The sequence below is a fragment of the Micromonospora sp. NPDC023888 genome (assembly GCF_040639415.1).
Lineage (GTDB): Bacteria > Actinomycetota > Actinomycetes > Mycobacteriales > Micromonosporaceae > Micromonospora.
The window spans coordinates 107,736-123,620 of the sequence record NZ_JBEZZW010000007.1; the positions used below are offsets into that span (position 1 = coordinate 107,736).

18 protein-coding genes and 1 pseudogene are annotated in these 15,885 nt (G+C 72.5%); 7 read left to right on the forward strand and 12 right to left on the reverse strand.

The features are described 5' to 3' along the window. Window positions 1-88: 88 nt before the first annotated feature. The 4 genes and pseudogenes from AB0F61_RS08545 to AB0F61_RS08560 form a co-directional block, all read right to left on the reverse strand. Window positions 89-1,612, reverse strand: coding sequence for an FtsX-like permease family protein (locus tag AB0F61_RS08545; protein ID WP_357805285.1), 1,524 nt, complete (start codon window positions 1,610-1,612; stop codon window positions 89-91). Further along, a complete protein-coding gene (locus tag AB0F61_RS08550) occupies window positions 1,609-2,310 on the reverse strand; it encodes an ABC transporter ATP-binding protein (protein ID WP_357805287.1) in 702 nt (233 codons plus the stop codon). Before AB0F61_RS08550 ends, AB0F61_RS08545 begins: the two co-directional genes overlap by 4 nt. Next, a pseudogene (locus tag AB0F61_RS08555) lies at window positions 2,307-2,842 on the reverse strand (PadR family transcriptional regulator). Before AB0F61_RS08555 ends, AB0F61_RS08550 begins: the two are co-directional and overlap by 4 nt. A 140-nt stretch (window positions 2,843-2,982) precedes the next feature. Continuing rightward, window positions 2,983-3,564, reverse strand: a complete 582-nt coding sequence (locus tag AB0F61_RS08560; protein WP_357805290.1) for a TIGR03086 family metal-binding protein — start codon at window positions 3,562-3,564, stop codon at window positions 2,983-2,985. 31 nt (window positions 3,565-3,595) lie between these two features. Between AB0F61_RS08560 and AB0F61_RS08565 the strand changes: the two genes are divergently transcribed. Then, window positions 3,596-4,393 carry an AraC family transcriptional regulator gene (locus tag AB0F61_RS08565; RefSeq protein ID WP_357805293.1) on the forward strand — a complete coding sequence of 266 codons (798 nt, stop codon included), beginning with the start codon at window positions 3,596-3,598 and terminating at the stop codon, window positions 4,391-4,393. A gap of 16 nt (window positions 4,394-4,409) precedes the next feature. Here the strand turns inward: AB0F61_RS08565 and AB0F61_RS08570 are convergent, their stop codons facing one another. Genes AB0F61_RS08570 through AB0F61_RS08595 form a run of 6 tightly spaced genes read right to left on the reverse strand, consistent with a single transcriptional unit; the run spans window position 4,410 to window position 10,010 of the window. Then, the gene (locus AB0F61_RS08570) at window positions 4,410-5,939 is read right to left on the reverse strand and encodes a SpoIIE family protein phosphatase (RefSeq protein WP_357805296.1); all 1,530 of its coding nucleotides are present in this window, start codon (window positions 5,937-5,939) and stop codon (window positions 4,410-4,412) included. Between the two features lie 13 nt (window positions 5,940-5,952). Then, on the reverse strand, window positions 5,953-7,314 hold the full coding sequence (locus AB0F61_RS08575) for an ATP-binding protein (protein ID WP_357805299.1): 1,362 nt from the start codon (window positions 7,312-7,314) through the stop codon (window positions 5,953-5,955). Beyond that, window positions 7,311-8,324, reverse strand: coding sequence for a SpoIIE family protein phosphatase (locus tag AB0F61_RS08580; RefSeq protein WP_357805981.1), 1,014 nt, complete (start codon window positions 8,322-8,324; stop codon window positions 7,311-7,313). Before AB0F61_RS08580 ends, AB0F61_RS08575 begins: the two co-directional genes overlap by 4 nt. Then, window positions 8,321-8,740, reverse strand: coding sequence for an anti-sigma regulatory factor (locus AB0F61_RS08585; protein ID WP_357805302.1), 420 nt, complete (start codon window positions 8,738-8,740; stop codon window positions 8,321-8,323). The genes AB0F61_RS08580 and AB0F61_RS08585 overlap by 4 nt, the downstream gene beginning before the upstream one ends. After that, the gene (locus AB0F61_RS08590) at window positions 8,737-9,147 is read right to left on the reverse strand and encodes an STAS domain-containing protein (protein WP_357805305.1); all 411 of its coding nucleotides are present in this window, start codon (window positions 9,145-9,147) and stop codon (window positions 8,737-8,739) included. Before AB0F61_RS08590 ends, AB0F61_RS08585 begins: the two co-directional genes overlap by 4 nt. Continuing rightward, window positions 9,147-10,010, reverse strand: coding sequence for an STAS domain-containing protein (locus AB0F61_RS08595; RefSeq protein ID WP_357805308.1), 864 nt, complete (start codon window positions 10,008-10,010; stop codon window positions 9,147-9,149). The genes AB0F61_RS08590 and AB0F61_RS08595 overlap by 1 nt, the downstream gene beginning before the upstream one ends. Before the next feature lie 163 nt (window positions 10,011-10,173). Here AB0F61_RS08595 and AB0F61_RS08600 point away from each other — a divergent pair, with 163 nt between their 5' ends. Further along, window positions 10,174-10,530 carry an STAS domain-containing protein gene (locus tag AB0F61_RS08600; RefSeq protein ID WP_007454464.1) on the forward strand — a complete coding sequence of 119 codons (357 nt, stop codon included), beginning with the start codon at window positions 10,174-10,176 and terminating at the stop codon, window positions 10,528-10,530. Window positions 10,531-10,543: 13 nt separating this feature from the next. On the opposite strand, the gene AB0F61_RS08605 is transcribed toward AB0F61_RS08600, so the two are convergent. Beyond that, a complete protein-coding gene (locus AB0F61_RS08605; protein WP_357805985.1) occupies window positions 10,544-11,695 on the reverse strand; it encodes an MFS transporter in 1,152 nt (383 codons plus the stop codon). Between the two features lie 179 nt (window positions 11,696-11,874). On the opposite strand from AB0F61_RS08605, the gene AB0F61_RS08610 reads away from it, so the two are divergent. From AB0F61_RS08610 to AB0F61_RS08625, 4 genes are all read left to right on the forward strand, one after another. Next, complete coding sequence (locus AB0F61_RS08610; RefSeq protein ID WP_357805310.1) at window positions 11,875-12,567, forward strand: FadR/GntR family transcriptional regulator; 693 nt, start codon at window positions 11,875-11,877, stop codon at window positions 12,565-12,567. 39 nt (window positions 12,568-12,606) lie between these two features. Next, window positions 12,607-13,065 (forward strand): large conductance mechanosensitive channel protein MscL, encoded by a 459-nt coding sequence (gene mscL, locus AB0F61_RS08615; protein ID WP_357805312.1) that lies wholly within the window; start codon window positions 12,607-12,609, stop codon window positions 13,063-13,065. A gap of 81 nt (window positions 13,066-13,146) precedes the next feature. Then, window positions 13,147-13,398 (forward strand): hypothetical protein, encoded by a 252-nt coding sequence (locus tag AB0F61_RS08620; protein WP_238678688.1) that lies wholly within the window; start codon window positions 13,147-13,149, stop codon window positions 13,396-13,398. A gap of 80 nt (window positions 13,399-13,478) precedes the next feature. Beyond that, entirely contained in the window at window positions 13,479-13,850 is a 372-nt protein-coding gene (locus tag AB0F61_RS08625) for a hypothetical protein (RefSeq protein ID WP_357805315.1), read from the forward strand. A gap of 67 nt (window positions 13,851-13,917) precedes the next feature. On the opposite strand, the gene AB0F61_RS08630 is transcribed toward AB0F61_RS08625, so the two are convergent. Continuing rightward, window positions 13,918-15,156: a benzoate/H(+) symporter BenE family transporter gene (locus AB0F61_RS08630; protein WP_357805317.1), complete on the reverse strand. Its 1,239-nt coding sequence runs from the start codon at window positions 15,154-15,156 to the stop codon at window positions 13,918-13,920. Window positions 15,157-15,211: 55 nt separating this feature from the next. On the opposite strand from AB0F61_RS08630, the gene AB0F61_RS08635 reads away from it, so the two are divergent. Further along, a complete protein-coding gene (locus tag AB0F61_RS08635) occupies window positions 15,212-15,772 on the forward strand; it encodes an XRE family transcriptional regulator (RefSeq protein ID WP_357805319.1) in 561 nt (186 codons plus the stop codon). Window positions 15,773-15,885 lie beyond the last annotated feature (113 nt).

A 15,885-nucleotide genomic window follows, 5' to 3' on the forward strand; every position in this document is an offset into this window, starting at 1 on the left:
TCACCACGCCGGCAACCGACGTCGGGGACCCGATGGGCCGGGTCTCCGTTGCACACAGCGGCACCGCCACCAGCGGTGTTACATCGACTCAGGCCGTGCGCAGCTCGTCCAGGGCGGTGCTGGCGCGCAGGAAGAGCAGGCCGACACCGACCGTCACCAGCACGGCGGCCAGGGCACCGGCGCCGAGCCACGCCAGTTGTTCCAGGGGCACCGGCACCGCTCGCTCCAACCCGGGGGTCTCGATGACCCTGGTGTACTGCTCACTGGTGGCCGGGTCGGCACACAGCGCCGCCGAGGCCTCGCAGACCGACGTCGACGACCCGCCCGTCCCCGCCGTGGGGAAGAGCCCTCGACCGAGCAGCGCGCCCACGGTGAGCGCGAGCAGGATCGCCGGTGCCGCCGGGGCCAACGCCTGCCAGGCCACCGAACGGCTCAGCGTGGCCCGGGGCACCCCGGTGGCGACCAACGCCGCGTACGCGCGTCGGCGGGCGACGATCCCCTCGACGAGCGCGACGATCAGCCCACCCGCCGCGATCAGGATGGCAAGCGCGACCGCGGCGTCGACCAGGTCCATGGTGGACAGGTAGAACGAGTCCGCGCCCCCGCGCGCCCCGGCGAGCCGGTCCTGCTCCTCGTCGAGCTGGTCCTGGATGACGAAGTAGGCGCGCAGCGCGGCCGCACCGGCACCGAACATCAGGGCGGCGAGCAGCGCCGCGAAGGTGCGACTGCCCGCCCACGGGTCGGCCATCAACCGGCCCGCCGCGAGCAGGGCCGCGGGCCGGCGGGCGTGCCGACGCAGCATCCGCCCGGTGTGGTACGAGATCCAGCCGGTGCCGATCACCACCCCGATCATCGCCGCGAACCCACCCACCAGGAACAGCAACGGCACCAGCCAGAACAGCAGGTCGTCGTTGCCCCTGAACTGGTACGTCACCGGGCGGACCGCCACGAACGAGGCCACCCCGAGCCCGATCAGGATCCCGGCCCACGGCCGCGGCCCGCGCTCGCGGGAGGCCTTGCGGCTCACCCCGAGCGGGCTGGTGGTGACAGTGCGCAGCAGCAGGCCGGCGGCCAGCGCCGCGACGACCGGCAGACCGAGGACCACTGCGGCCAGTGCGCCGGCCGACGGCAGCACGTCGGTGGGCAGGGCCAGTTGACCCAGCCCGTCCGGTCGGTGCAGCAGCCTGCGGCCGACCAGGTAGGCACCCAGGCCGGCGAGCGTGCCGAACAGGGCGGCCACCCCGGTCTCCAGCACCACCAGCCGGGTGACCTGGCCCGGGGTGGCACCGGCCAGCCGGATCGCGGCCAGCCGGCGGTCCCGCGCCGGCGCGCCGAGCCGGGCGCACTGGCCGGCCAGCGCCAGCACCGGGATCATCAGCATCAGCAGCGCGAACGCCGTCCCGCCGCGCAACCCGGGCTCACGCAGCAACGCGCTGCGGTACTGCTCGGACTCCGTCCAGGCGTCGCCCGCGGGCTTCTCGATGGCCAGCACGGTGAGCGCCGCGAGCCCGGCCAGGGTCGCCAGCAGGGCGCTGAGCGCGGTGAGCACCACCCGCGCGGTGTCGGTGCGCGTGCCGGCCAGCGAGAGACGGACAAGCGTCGCCGGTCTCACTGCGCGCCCCTGGCCGACGGCACGTCGAGCCCCAGGCCGGTGTGGTCCACCAGGCCGTCGCGCAGCACGATCTCCCGATCGGCGTACGCGGCGATCCGCGGCTCGTGGGTGACGAGCACGACGGCGGTGCGCTGCTCACGGGCGAGCCGGACCAGGTGGGTGAGCACCTGCTCGCCGGTGAGCGTGTCCAGTGCGCCGGTCGGCTCGTCGGCGAAGAGCACCCTCGGCTCGGTGACGAGCGCTCGTGCTGTGGCGCAACGTTGCTGCTGGCCGCCGGACATCTCACCGGGCCGGAGGTCGGCCAGCTCCGCCACGCCGAACCGTTCCAACCAGGTGAACGCCGCCGTCCGCGCCTCTCGCCGCCCCGTGCCGGCAAGGAGCAGGGGAAGGGCGACGTTCTCCGCGGCGGTCAGCTCGGCGACCAGTTGGCCGAACTGGAACAGCACCCCGAACTCGGTGCGCCGCAGCCGGGAACGGGCCGCCTCCGACCAGGTGTCGATGCGGTGCCCACGCCAGGTGACCTCGCCGACGTCCGGCCGGAGGATCCCGGCCAGGCAGTGCAGCAGTGTCGACTTGCCGCAGCCACTCGGACCGGTGATGGCGACGATCTCGCCCTCGGCCACGTCGAGTGTCACGCCGCGCAGCGCGGGTGTCCGGCCGTACGCCCGAACCACGCCGCGAGCCTGGAGTTGTGTCACGGATGCACCTCCCGGTGCCAGTCGGCGACCCGACCCAGGGTGGTGTGCAACCACCGCAGGTCCGCGTCGAGGTGGGCGATCGCGAAGTCGGCCGCGACCACATCGCTGAGGGTGGCGGCCGGGTCTCCCTTGACCGCGGTCAGCTCACGCAGTCGTGCGGTGTGCGCGGCACGCTGAGAGATCAGGTAGGAGCGGGCCCGGTCGACGTCGGCGGCCAGCAGCGCCACCACGACCTTGACGAACAGCGTGCTGGCGACGTACGGCATCGGGGGTTCCACTGTGGACAACCACTGGTCCAGCGTGGCCCGGCCCTGATCGGTGAGCGCGTACGCGGTGCGGTCCGACCGGAGGCGCGGTCCTGCCCGGCGGCAGCCACCAGGCCGTCGCGTTGCAGGCGGCCGAGAGTGGCGTAGACCTGCCCGAAGGCAAGCGGCCGGGCCCGGGGCAGCCGCTCGTCGTGTGCACGCTTGAGCTCGTAACCGTGCCGGCTGCCAGCAGCCAACAACCCGAGCAGAACATGCGGCGTGGACACCCGGCTAACTATTCACCGAGCGAATAGCCAAGTCAACAACCCCCCACCCACCCCCCACCCATCCCGCCTGGTTGATCAAGAGGTTTGCGTCACGGAGAGGTCGGAATTTGACGCGAACCTCTTGATCACCGAGGAGCCGGTTATGGGGTGGTGGGCCAGGTGGGGTTGCGGCCGGTCTGGGTCAGCAGGTGGGCCAGGTCGGGGGTCGGAGTCGGGGTTGCGGGGATGGACACCGGCTCGGCGAAGACGCCCATCTTGCGGGCGGTCGGGCCCAACTGCTCGACCAGCCCGTGCAGCTCGGCCACCGCCTCCGGGGCCGGCTGGTACGCCTGGCCGGTGGCGACGGCGAGGTCCCAGCCGTGCACGGTCAGGTCCAGCAGAGCCATCCCGCCGATGACGGGCTGCGGCAGGCCCATGCCCGGTGACACACCCTCCAGGGTGGACGGGTCCGACCAGGCGGCGATCAACCGAGAGGTCTCCACCTCGAACCGGTCCCGCCAGCCGTCGACCAGGTGGTCGGGCTTGTCGGCCCATTCCACCTGCCGCTTGACGGCCAGGTCCTGGAAGTTGACCACCACCTCGAACAGGTGGTTGAGCAGATCGCGCACCAGGTAGTCGCGGCACGGGGTGGGCAGATCGAACTGGTCGTCGGCGATGCCGCGCACCACGTCGACGGTTCGCGGCGCGGCAGCCGCCAGCAGGTCGCTAGTCTTAGTGGTCATAGGGCCAGCGTATGAGGGTGGTCTTGAAGAAATGCGACACCGACCGCGTGGCGACAGCCGGGGGATTCTCGACCCCGGGCGGATGCTGCGCGAGGTGCGGTTCCGTCGGCGTCTGCCGGTCGAGGCGCTACGCCCCTGGGTGGAGCACTACTGGCTGATCGACTGGGCGTTGAGCACACCCTTCGAGCAGCGCGTCGTGCCGCATCCGGCGGTGAACGTGGTGTTCCGGCGGGACGGCGACGGACCGGAGTCCGCCGAGGTGGCCGGGGTGGGCGACGACCTGTTCCGGATCACGCTCACCGGCACCGGCCGGGTCTGCGGGGTGCAGTTCCGCCCCGGTGGGTTCCACCCGTTCTGGCGTCGGCCGGTCAGCGAACTGACGGGGCGCCGGGTGCCGCTGCCCGCCGGTCGGCTGCCACCTCCCGACTTTCCGGTGTGCGCGGCCACCGACGACGAGCGCTGCCGTGCGCTGGACGCCCTGCTCACCGCCTGGAGCCCGGAGCCCGGCCCGCTGGCCGAGGAGGCCGTGCGGCTGGCCGAGGCGATCCGCACCGACCGGACGGTGCTGCGGGTCGACGACTTCGCCGCGCGGCACGACCTTCCGGTTCGCCGGTTGCAGCGACTCTTCATGGAGTACGTGGGGGTCGGGCCGAAGTGGGTGATCCGCCGCTACCGGCTCCAGGAGGCCGTCGAACAGGCCGCCGGCGGCCCGTTGAGGTGGGCGGATCTCGCCGCCGACCTGGGCTACAGCGACCAGGCCCACCTGGTCCGCGACTTCACCGCCGTGGCCGGGGTGTCACCCGCCGCGTACGCCCGCTCGGTGCGCTGAAGCCGGCCGACCAGGCTCAGCGGCGGCGCAGGACGACCACCGCGACGTCATCCTGGATCTCCGGTGGGGCCAGCTCCACGAGCAGCCGGGCGCAGAACCGGTCCAGGTCGTCGTCGACAGTGGCGGCGACCGCGGCCAGCGCGGCCAGTCCCTCGTCGATCGTGGCGTCCCGTCGCTCGATCAGCCCGTCGGTGTAGAACACGAGCGTGGCACCGGCCGGCAGCACGAACTCCAGGTCGGCCGGGCGAGGCGCGCGGACGCCGAGCAGCGGCGCGGAGTGCTGCACGAACTCGACAGTGCCACCCAGGTTGAGCACCGGCGGAAGGTGCCCGGCGCTGGCCAACCGGACCCGCCCGGTCGGCGGGTGCAGCAGCAGCACGCAGAGCGTCGCCAGTTCGTTCGGCAACAGGGTCCGCATCAGCTCGTTCACCCGGTGCAGGATCTCCCCCGGCTGGTGCCCCTCCACGGCGTACGCGCGCACCGCGTGCCGCAGCTCGGCCATCACTGTCGCCGCGTGCAGCGAGTGGCCGGCCACGTCGCCGATCGCCAGCAGCAGGTGCCCGTCGAGCATCACCAGCTCGTAGAAGTCGCCGCCCACCTCGGTCTGCGCGCTGGCCGGCTCGTAGCGCACCGCGAGATCGAGCCCGGCGACGGTGGGCAGCCCGCGCGGGAGCAGGCTGCGTTGGAGGGTGACCGCGATCCGGTGCTCCTCGTCGAAGGAGCGCTGTGCCTCCACGGCCGCCGCCACCGCCTGGGCGAGCTGCTTGAGCACCGGGGTCCGGGCGGTCTGGGTGGCGGTCGGGACCACCACGTACAGCGGGGCTCGATCCTCCCGCAGCCGGGCGGCGGCGATCGTCACCGTGTCGTCCGCCGGCCAGTCGACCAGGGCCCAGTTCGCCGGGGCCTCCACCCGTACGGTGGCACCGGTCGGCACTCCGGTGTCGTCGACGACCCACGGCACCACCTCGACCGAAGCGCCGGGACCGGCGCAGATCCCGGCGAGACAGTCACCGTCGAACGTCTCGGCGATCACCGCCGCGGGGCTCTTGAAGATCTGGGCGGCCCCCTCCGCAGCGGCCTCCAGCAGGCGTGCGAAGGTCGGCGCGGCGTGCACCGCCACTGTCGTGTCGGCAAGCCCGAGCAGGCGCTCGGCGAGCAGTTCGGCGCGCTGCCGGGCCTGGTAGTAGCGCAGCACCGCGCGCGTGGTGGCGATCAGCTCTTCCGGCTCGATCGGCTCGGTCAGGTACGCGTCCGCGCCCCGGGTCAGCCCCTGGGCGCGATCGGCCACGTCGACGGCGTGCGCCGACACGTGGATCACCGGCATCGCCGGGTGCCGGGCCTTGATCTGTTCGCAGACCTCGTACCCGCTCAGGTCGGGCAGCCGGACGTCGAGGACCACCAGGTCGATCCGGTCCACCTCGACCCGCGCCAACGCCTCGGCGCCGTTCTCGGCTTCGAGCACTGTGAACCCGGCCCGGGTCAGCCAGCTGACCAGCAGGTAACGCTTGGTACGACTGTCATCGACCACCAGGATGGTTGCCGGCATGCCGTCCACGCCGTCACGCCTCGACGGCGGGTAGGGAGACGGTGAATGTGCTGCCCTGGCCCGGCGCGCTTGTCAGCGCCAGCGTCCCACCGAGCAGCGTCACCAACCGCCGGGCGTACGGCAGGCCGAGGCCGGTGCCGCCGACCCGGGTGGCGCCCGGCACCTGGTAGAACTCCTCGAAGATCCGGTCGTGCAGCTCGGGAGCGATGCCGGGGCCGGTGTCACTGACCTCGAGGTTCCACCGGTCGCCGTGCCGGCGGGCCCGCAGTCGCACCTCGCCGCGCTCGGTGAACTTCAGCCCGTTGTGCAGCAGGTTACGCAGCACCTGACCGAGCAGCACCTCGTCGGTGCGCAGCGTGGCCGGCGCGGTCGGCTCCTCCACCACCAGCGCCACCCCCGGGCGGGTGGCCAGGGCGCGCAGTGTGCCGCGCAGTTGGCCGAAGACCGGACGCAGGTCGACGTCCGCCCAGTCCGGCTCGATCCGGCCGGACTCCGCCTTGGCGAGGTCCAGCAACTCGTTGACCAGGTTGAGCAGGTCTGCCGCCGACGAGCGGATCAGCTCGATCTGGCGGCCCTGCTCCTCGGTGAGCGGGTCGGAGGCGGAGTCGGTGAGCAGCCGCCCCAACCCGATGATCGCGGTGACCGGGGCGCGCAGCTCGTGGCTGACGTTGGCCAGGAACCGGCTCTTCGACTCGCTCGCCGCGCGCAGTTGCGCCGACTTCTCGTCCAGCTCGGCGTAGAGGGCGACGACGCCCCGGTTGGTCTCCTCCAACTCCTCGGTGAGCTGGTTGTAGAGCGCCAGCACGCCCCGGTTGGTCTCGGCCAGCTCCTCGTTCAGCACGGCCAGTTCGTCGCGCTGGCTGCGCACCTCGTCGAGCGCGGCGATGAGCTGCCCGTTCTGCACTGTCAACTCGTCCAGCGCGCTGCCCGGCCTGATACGGCCGAGTTCGGTGCGGAACTCGGCGAGCCGCTCCGGGGTCGGCGTCGGCGCGTTGGCCGGAACTCGTCGGGACATCCTTACGACCGTAACCCCCTCGACGGTCGTAAGGCTCAGTGTGTCGACCAGTCGGGACACCGCGCCGGACTGCGGCTGGTAGGTGCCGTGTGGGAGCGCGGCCACCGGGGCGAGGTCGGCGCGCAGGTGGAACCGGCCGTCGACGCCCGCGTCGATGTGGAAGGAGACGTCCGCTCCGCCGGTCGTCCGCAGCAGGTCCCGGGCGACCTCGCTGAGCGCTGTGGCGATCCGCACCTGGTCCTGGTGTTCGAGGCCGACGACCGCGGCCACCTCGCGGCCCCGCTGGCGGATCACGAAGATGTCCTGCTCGACCCGCAGCGCCATCTGCAGCAACGGCAGGGCGGCCGGCTCGCCGGTCATGCCCAGGACCTCGCCACCAGTACGCAGGCGTCATCGCGTCGTACACCCGCGTCGCGCAGGAGGGTCGCCGCCATCACCAGCGGGGACCGCTCCGCCAGACCCGGGTAGTCGGCCAACCGCCAACGGTCGACCACCCCATCGCTGTGCATCACCAGCCGGGCCCCCGGAGCGAACGGATAGTCGTACTCCCGGATCGTCGGGCGCTGGTGGCCGGCGATGCCGGGCAGTGACACCAGCCCGCGGCGGCGACCGTCACCCTCGATGACCACGCCGGAGATGTTACCGAGCCCGGCGTAGCGCAGGATGCCGGCCGCTGGCGCCAGTTCGGCGACCGCGAGCGCGGCGCCCCGGGTGTGCGACATGCTCCGGTGCAGGTGGCCCACCACGGCCGCCGGTGGCCCGGTGGGGGCGTCCCGGAACGCGGCGAGCGCCGCGTCGGTGGCGGCGGCGGCCAGCGGGCCGTGCCCCAGCCCGTCGCTGACAAGCACCTGGTGCCGCCCGTCGGCGATCCGGACGGCGTACCCGTCGCCGCTCACCGTTTCGCCTGTCAACGGGCGGGTGAGGGCACCCGCCCAGGACGGCAGCGCCGGCTCCGCCGGCCAGACCTGCACGGCGAGGACGGTGCCCCGGCCCGGTAACGAATATCCGTCGAACCAGCTCGCCTGCCGGACGATGGCGCCCAGGCCGATGCCGAGCGTGCCGGTGGTGGAGTGCCCGTCCTGCGACGAGACGGTCAGGTCGGCCATGCCGGGGCCGGAGTCGATAGCGATCAACTCCACGCCGGCCTGCCCGGCCCGGCGTACCGGCCGGAGCAGCAGGACCCCGTCGTCGGCGTGCTTGACGAGGTTGCTGGTCAGCTCGGCGGCGACGATGGCCAGGTCGGCGACGCGCGTCGCACTCATCTCCACCTGCGCACCGAGGCGTTCGGCGGCGCGCCGGACGGCGCTCGCCGCGCTGCTGGCCTCTACCCGGAACCAGATGCCACTGTCGGTGACCGCGTCGGCGTTCACCGCGACCACTTGGTGACCGTGATCCGCGTGCCCGACTCGGGGGATGTCTCGATCTCGAACTCGTCGACGAGTCGGCGTGACCCGCTGAGCCCGAGGCCGAGCCCGCCGCCTGTGGTGTAGCCGTCGGTGAGGGCCATGTCCAGGTCCGGGATGCCCGGCCCGGAGTCGGCGAAGACGATCCGCACGCCCTTGCGTCGACCGTTGTCCACAGTTGTCACCTCGACCGAGCCGCCGCCGCCGTACACCAGGGTGTTGCGGGCCAGCTCGCTCGCCGCGGTGACCACCTTGGTCTGGTCGACGAGTGACAGCTTGACGGCCACGGCCACGCTGCGGACCAACTGCCGCACCCGCACCACGTCCTCGTCGCTGCGGACCGACTGCGCCTGCGGGTGGCCCAGGTCGATGTCCGCGGTCACGTCGTGGCCGTCTCGGCGTCCGGATCGTCGTCGAGCTGATGATCGAGCTCGTCGGCGTTGGCCGCCGCGATCAGCTCCATGCCGCGCTCGACGTTCAGCGCGGTACGGATGCCGTTGAGCGACAGCCCCAGTTCGACAAGGGTGATGGCGACGGCGGGACGCATCCCGACCACCACCGTCTCCGCGTCGAGCACCTTGGAGATCGACGCGATGGTGGAGAGCATCCGCCCGACGAAGGAGTCGACGATGTCCAACGCGGTGATGTCGATGATGACGCCGTGGCAGCCGGTGTCCACGATCCGCTCGGCGAGATCCTCCTGAAGCTGGACCGCCGTCTGGTCGGACATGTCGAGCTGGATGGAGACGAGCAGGATGTCGCCGATCTTGAGGATCGGCACCCGTTCCATCAGACGCCCCGGCGTGGCTGCTGGCGGCGGGCGGTCTCCACCCCGGTGAGCCGCAGCACGTGACGCAGCGCGTCGGCGAGGCTCGCCTTGGTGGCGATGTCGCCGAACTCGATGCCGAGCGCCACGATGGTCTGCGCGATCTGCGGGCGGATGCCGGAGATGATGCAGTCGGCGCCCATCAGCCGGGCGGCCACCACGGTCTTCAGGATGTGCTGAGCGACCTGGGTGTCCACCGCCGGGACGCCGGTGATGTCGATGATCGCGTACGGGGAGCTGGTATCGACGAGGGTCTGCAGCAGCCGCTCCATCACCACCTGGGCCCGGGCCGAGTCCAGGGTGCCGACCAGCGGGACGGCCACCACGCCCTCCCAGAGCTTGACCACCGGCGTGGAGAGTTCGAGCAGTTGCTCGGCCTGATCGGCGATCAGGCTCTCCCGGGTGCGGACGAAGCTCTCGAAGGTGAACAGGCCCATCTCGTCGACCAGCTTGGAGAAGGCGATGTAGTCGTGCAGCGCGTTGCTGCCGCCGGCCTCCTGCACCAGCTCGGCAAGCACGTCCTTGAGCGCGAAGATGCTGACCGTGGTCTCGGTGGCCGAGAACCCCTGCCGGGCCCGGCCACGGGACAGCTCGGAGAGGGCGGCCCGCAACTCGGCGGCCTTGTCGCCGGTCAGGTCGATGTCGCCCTGCTCGGCGGCAGCGACGACGACGCGATGCAGGTCCTGGACCTGCCGGCGCAGCTCGGCCTGGCTCAGCCGGCCTCGCAACGAACTGGTGACGATCTCGGTCCACCGCGACGTGACCCGGTCGGCCTGCCCGCTGAGCAGCGCGGCGAGCCGACCACTTTCTTCGGTGCTCAACGCCATTTGGAACCCCCTTGACCTGGACCGGGCGGACTCTATCACCGGGGTCTGATCAACTAGTTGCCACGTAGCAACGGAATGACGACGGCCACCGGCTCCCGGCTCCCGTTCTGCGTACGACCCCGGTCGTGGGATACCGTTCCCCCGATAACAGGAGGTCTGGCAAATGTCCTTGACGGTGCACACGGAACAGCGCGGCGACGTGGTCGTCGTGTCGGTCGCGGGCGAGCTGGACATGGCCACCGCACCGCAGCTGCAGGACCAGATCACCGACCTGCTCGACAAGGGTCGCAACCGGCTGGTGTTCGACCTGGCGGACGTCTCGTTCTGCGACTCGACGGGTCTGTCGGTCTTCGTCCGGGCCAAGAACAGTTGCGACGAGGCCGGCGGCGTCGTGCGTCTGGCCGCCCCGCAGCGGGGCGTGCTTCGCATCCTCGAGGTGAGCGGGCTGGTCGAGGTGCTGCACACCTACCCGACGGTGGACGAGGCAGTCGCCGGCGAACCGACGCCGGCCTCCTCCTGAGCGCCGCCGTTCGTCACTCGTCCTCGACGTAGCGGGGACGAGCGATCGCCATGCCCGCCGCCGTCTGCACGGCGAGCGCGCCCAGCAGGAACCCGAGCGGAGCGGTCCAGCCGCCGGTGACCTCGTAGAGGATGCCGACCATCAGCGGGCCGAGGGCGGCGATCACGTACCCGGTGCTCTGCGCGAACGCGGAGAGCGCGACAGTCCCCTCGGCGGTGCGGGCGCGCAGACCGATGGCGGTCAGGATCATCGGGAACGCGCCCTGGCCGATCGCCAGGAGGGCGACCCAGAGCAGCGCGGCACCGCGCGGGGCGAACGCCAACCCCAGGTAGGCAAGCGTCGACGCGGTGGTCAGCCCGAGCACCAGCGGACGCAGGCTGCCCAGTCGGCCGGCCACGGTGGGCATCAGCAGCGCGATCGGCACGCCGAGCGCGGTCACGCCGGCGAGCAGCAGCCCGGCCGACTCCGGCTGGTAGCCGGCGTCCCGGAACAACTGGGCCAACCAGCCCATGATCGCGTACCCGCTGAGCGACTGCGCCCCGAAGTAGACGGCCATCGCCCAGCCGAGCCGGGTCCGCGCCGGCCGGACGCGTACCGGCGCGGCGACGGCAGCCGTCGGGGTCGAGCGCCGTGCGCCCGCCCGGGTCCGCAGCGCGAGTGGCACCCACGGGAGTACGGCCACCGCTGCCATCGCGGCCCAGACGCCCAGCCCTGCCCGCCACGAGCCGAAGGCGTGCGCGATCGGCACCGCGGAGGCCGCGGCCACCGTCGTGCCGAGGGTCAACGCCATCGTGTACGCCCCGGTGACCAGCCCGGTGCGGTGCGGGAAGTGTTGCTTGACAAGCATCGGCAGCAGGATGTTGGCGACCGCGATGCCGGCCAGTGCCAGCGCGCTGGTGAGCACGAAGATCCAGGCCGAGTCGGTGGTGGCCCGGAGCACCTGGCCGACGGCGAGGGCGAACATGGCGACCACCAGCACCCGGGCCGGTGCCACCCGGCGGACCAGCCACGGGGTGAGCGCGCCGAGGCCGGCGAACGCGATGGTCGGCAGGGTGGTGACCAGACCGGCCATGGTGCCGGAGAGCCCCAGACCGTCGCGGACCTCGTCGAGCAGGGCGCCGAGGCTGGTCACCACGGCGCGCAGGTTGAGCGCGACAAGCAGCATCCCGACCAGCACGAGCGCCCCACCGGTCGCCGGGTGCGTCCGTCGGCCGGCACCGGGGTCGCGCGTCGGGGGTGGGTCGACGCGGACGGGAGCGGGCGGCGCCGGAGCGGCGGTGGGTGGCGGGGTCATGACCGCTAACCTACAATCATGGGATGAATTATGGGCCGGTGATGTAACCAGTGCCACCGTCTGTGGATTCCCCCTCCGCCCCGCTGGTGCCGCCCCGCGGCCACCGGGTCCGGCAGACCATCGAGCAGCTCCGCGCCCGGATCCTCGGAGGCGAGTGGCCCGTTGGCGGGCGCATCCCCACCGAGCCGCAGCTCGTCGCCGCGCTGGGCGTGGGGCGCAACACCGTCCGGGAGGCAGTCCGCGCCCTGGTGCACGCCGGGGTGCTTGAGTGCCGGCAGGGCTCCGGCACGTACGTGGTGTCCACCGACGAGCTGGCTCCGGTGGTCGCCCGCCGGCTCAGCGACGACCGGATGACCGAGGTCATCGAGGTGCGGCGCGCCTTCGAGGTGGAGGCCGCCCGGCTCGCCGCGCTGCGGCGTACTCCGGAGGACCTGGCGGCGCTCGACGGCGTGCTCGCCGAACGCGAGGCCGCCTGGCGCGGCGGCCGGGTCGACGCGTTCGTCGAGGCCGACGCGGCCCTGCACATCGCGGTGGTCGCCGCCGCGCACAACACCATGCTCGCCGAGCTGTACGCCTCGGTCGGCACCGCCCTGCGCAGCACTGTCGCCCAGGCGATGGGGGGCGCGCTCACGCCCGAGCGCTACGTCGACCACACCCGGTTGGTCGAGGCGATCCGGGCCGGTGATCCGGGCCGGGCGGCGATCGAAGCCGGCGCTTTTCTGGAGCCCGCCGCAGGGGCATAGGTTGTCCCGGACATAAAAGCGGACACCTCGGGAGTACGGATGCTCAAGGGCTTCAAAGACTTCATCATGCGCGGCAACGTCGTCGACCTGGCGGTCGGCATCGTGATCGGCGCCGCGTTCACCGGCGTCGTCACCCAGCTCACCAAGTCGTTCCTCGAACCACTGATCAAGATGATGGGCGGAGGCAGTGGCCTCTCAGCCGGAAGGTGGAAGCTCGGGGGCCAGTACTTCGAGTGGGCCGCGTTCATCAACGCCCTGATCACGTTCCTGCTCACCGCGGCGGTGCTCTACTTCTTCGTGGTCTACCCGATGAACAAGCTGGCCGAGCGGCGGCGTCGGGGCGAGGAGCCGCCGCCGGCGGCGCCGAGCGAGGAGGTCAAGCTGCTCACCGAGATCCGGGACGCGCTGGTCTCCGCCGGTCACACCACCCCCGGCCAGCAGCGTGGGGCACTCGACGACGTGCTGGGCCGGCGCACCGAGCCCCCGACGCAGCGCTGACCCGAACGGATGCACATCGGCCCCTGTGGGATTCCCGCAGGGGCCGCACCTTCTCGTACGTGTGTTCGATAGAGTCCCGCCATGGAGCAGCGGAAGCACTGGTGGAACGGGAAATGGGGGCGGCTGGCCCGACGGGACGTCTTCCTCCGGGTGGACGCCGACAGGTGGCACGTCGAGCAGCGGGCCGGCGGCGCCGAGGGCATCTCCCGGTTCTACGAGTACGGCAGTGCGGACGAGGCCGAGGACACCGTCCGGGCGCTCCTCGACGGCCCGGACACCTGGCGGGAGCTGTCTCCTCGCCCGCCCGGCGGCTGGACCCTCCCGAACGGCTGAGCGGTCGCCGCAGGCTCGCGGCTGGGCTGCCGGGCTGCTGGCGGCGTTTAGCGGCGTACCGCCCCGGGAACCGCAATGGGATGGATCAGCAGGACGCGCAGCAGACGCCCATCTCGCGGATCACCACCGGGATGCCGGTGATCGACTCAGCCGGCACCGAGGTCGGCACGGTGGACCTCGTCCAGCGGGCCGACCCGAACGCGGTGACCGTCCAGGCACCGACCGCCGACCCGGGCAGCAGCCTGGACGAGCTGATCGAGGCGACCGCGGTCGAGGAGCCCGACGTTCCGGCCGATCTGGCGGCACGGCTGCTGCACAGCGGCTACCTGAAGGTCTCCACCGAGCTGACCCGCACGGGCGCGGTCTACGTACCGGCCGACCGGATCGGGTCGGTGGCCGACGGCCGGGTCCTCCTGGCTGTCGGCGTGGCCGACCTGCCTCCCGAGGAGTAACCCCAGCGCGCTGATCGACTCGGGCTCAAGGAAGTCGGGGCGTCCGGAGCCTCGGGACAGCCCGACTTCACGAAACCCGAGTGGATCTTTCCGGAGGGGCGGCGGCGAGCTGGTCCGGCACGGCGGCGAGCTGGTCCGGCTCGGCGGGGGCGGGTGCGCGGCGGTGGAAGAGCAGCAGCATCAGGCAGCCCGCGATCAGACCCCAGAATGCCCCGCCCACGCCGACCAGGGTCACCCCGGAAGCGGTCACCACGAAGGTGACCACGGCGGCCTCCCGGGTCGCCGGGTCGGTCACGGCCGCGGCCAGCGCGGTGGCGAGGGCACCCAGCAGCGCCAGCCCGGCGACCGCCTCGATGAGGATCGGCGGGGCGACCGCGACCAGCGCGGTTGCCACGCCGGCACCGAGGCCGAGCAGGGCCAGCCCGGCACCGGCGGTGACCGAGGCGACCCATCGGCGCTCCGGGTCCGGGTGCGCGTCGGGGCCGGCGGCCAGCGCGGCGGTGATCGCCGCGAGGTTCACGGCGTGCCCGCCGGCCGGGGCGGCGAGCAGGCTGGCCAGGCCGGTGGCCCGCAGCGCGGCGCCGAACGGCGGCCGGTAGCCGTAGCCGGCCAGCACCGCCATCCCGGGCACGTTCTGCGCGGCCATGGTGACCAGGAACAGTGGCAGGGCCAACCCGACAAGCGCGGACGCGTTCCAGGCCGGCGCGGTAAGCGTGATCGACGGGGCCAGCGTGGCACCGGTCAGGCCGGCCGGCGGTGCGGTGAGCGCGATCGCGACCACTGCCACCAGCAACGCGCCGGGCACCGCCCAGCGGCGGGCGAACCGGTGCAGCAGCAGCCAGCCCACCACCACCGGACCCGCCACCGCGGGCAGTTCCACGAGTGCGCGTACCGGGGCGGTGCACAACGGGAGCAGCACCCCGGCGAGCATCGCGCCGGCCACCGGCTTGGGGATGGCGGCCACCGCACGGCCGAGTGGCGGAAAGAGCCCGGCCGCCACGATCAGCACACCGGAGACGAGGAAGGCGCCCACCGCGACCGGCCAACCGCCCGGCGGTGCTCCGGTGGCCACCAGCAGCGCGGCGCCCGGCGTGGACCAGGCCACGCTCATCGGTATCCGGTGCCGCCAGCCCAGCCAGGCCGCGGCGAGCCCGCACGCCACGCAGAGGGCGAGCAGACCGGAGGCGGCCTGCTCGTCCGACGCGCCGGCCGCGCGGAGCCCGGCCAGCACGACCGTGAACGAGCTGGCGAAGCCGACAAGGGCGGTCACCACGCCGGCCAGCACCGGTTGGACGCGTCCGGTCATGCCACCTCCCGGGGTGTTCCGTTTACGGAACGACAGTGTGTAGCACGATAGCCGGGTGCCGCAGCAGCCACCGAACCCCCGCCCCGGCCTCGACGTGGATCCTGCCGTCGTCGGCCGCCGGGTCCGCGCCCTGCGCGAGGAGCGGGGAATCTCGCTGTCCACCCTGGCCCGGCTCGCCGGCGTCGGAAAGGCCACCCTCTCCGGCCTGGAGCACGGCAGCCGCAACCCGACCCTGGAGACGCTCTGGGCGGTCACCGCGCAGCTCGGCGTACCGTTCACCGCCCTGCTGGCCGAGCCGACCGCCGGGCCCACCGTGCACGGCACCGCGGTCACCGCCACCCTGCTTGAGGTGTTCACCGACACCGACGCGACCTACGAGCTGTACCGGATGCGGGTCGCGCCCGGCCCGGTACAGCTCTCCCCCGCCCACCAGCCGGGGGTCACCGAGCACGTCACCGTCTTCGCCGGAGTGCTGCGCGCCGGCCCGGTCGACGCGCCGCTTACCGCGCCGGCCGGCGGTCATCTCCGCTGGGTGTCCGACGTGCCGCACAGCTACGCGGCGGTGGGTGACGAGGAGGTCGCCGCCAGCCTGCTGCTGCGCTATCCCCGGCGCTGAGACCCGGCCGACCGGTCACGCACCGTCGGGTCCGTCGACGAAAATCGCAATCATTTCTCGACGCACGCAGGAGGCGTAGAGACGAAGGCGGGGTGTTCTTGGCAAGCTTGACC

Bases quoted from the DNA above. Each gene is read 5' to 3' on its own strand.
- AB0F61_RS08625 (WP_357805315.1), top strand. From the start codon at position 13,479: ATGGATCAGCAGGACGCGCAGCAGACGCCCATCTCGCGGATCACCACC.
- AB0F61_RS08595 (WP_357805308.1), bottom strand. From the start codon at position 10,010: ATGGCGTTGAGCACCGAAGAAAGTGGTCGGCTCGCCGCGCTGCTCAGC.
- AB0F61_RS08575 (WP_357805299.1), bottom strand. From the start codon at position 7,314: ATGACCGGCGAGCCGGCCGCCCTGCCGTTGCTGCAGATGGCGCTGCGG.
- AB0F61_RS08630 (WP_357805317.1), bottom strand. From the start codon at position 15,156: ATGACCGGACGCGTCCAACCGGTGCTGGCCGGCGTGGTGACCGCCCTT.
- AB0F61_RS08570 (WP_357805296.1), bottom strand. From the start codon at position 5,939: ATGCCGGCAACCATCCTGGTGGTCGATGACAGTCGTACCAAGCGTTAC.
- AB0F61_RS08605 (WP_357805985.1), bottom strand. From the start codon at position 11,695: ATGCTGCTTGTCGCGCTCAACCTGCGCGCCGTGGTGACCAGCCTCGGC.
- AB0F61_RS08565 (WP_357805293.1), top strand. From the start codon at position 3,596: ATGCGACACCGACCGCGTGGCGACAGCCGGGGGATTCTCGACCCCGGG.
- AB0F61_RS08590 (WP_357805305.1), bottom strand. From the start codon at position 9,147: ATGGAACGGGTGCCGATCCTCAAGATCGGCGACATCCTGCTCGTCTCC.
- AB0F61_RS08620 (WP_238678688.1), top strand. From the start codon at position 13,147: ATGGAGCAGCGGAAGCACTGGTGGAACGGGAAATGGGGGCGGCTGGCC.
- AB0F61_RS08600 (WP_007454464.1), top strand. From the start codon at position 10,174: ATGTCCTTGACGGTGCACACGGAACAGCGCGGCGACGTGGTCGTCGTG.
- mscL (WP_357805312.1), top strand. From the start codon at position 12,607: ATGCTCAAGGGCTTCAAAGACTTCATCATGCGCGGCAACGTCGTCGAC.
- AB0F61_RS08560 (WP_357805290.1), bottom strand. From the start codon at position 3,564: ATGACCACTAAGACTAGCGACCTGCTGGCGGCTGCCGCGCCGCGAACC.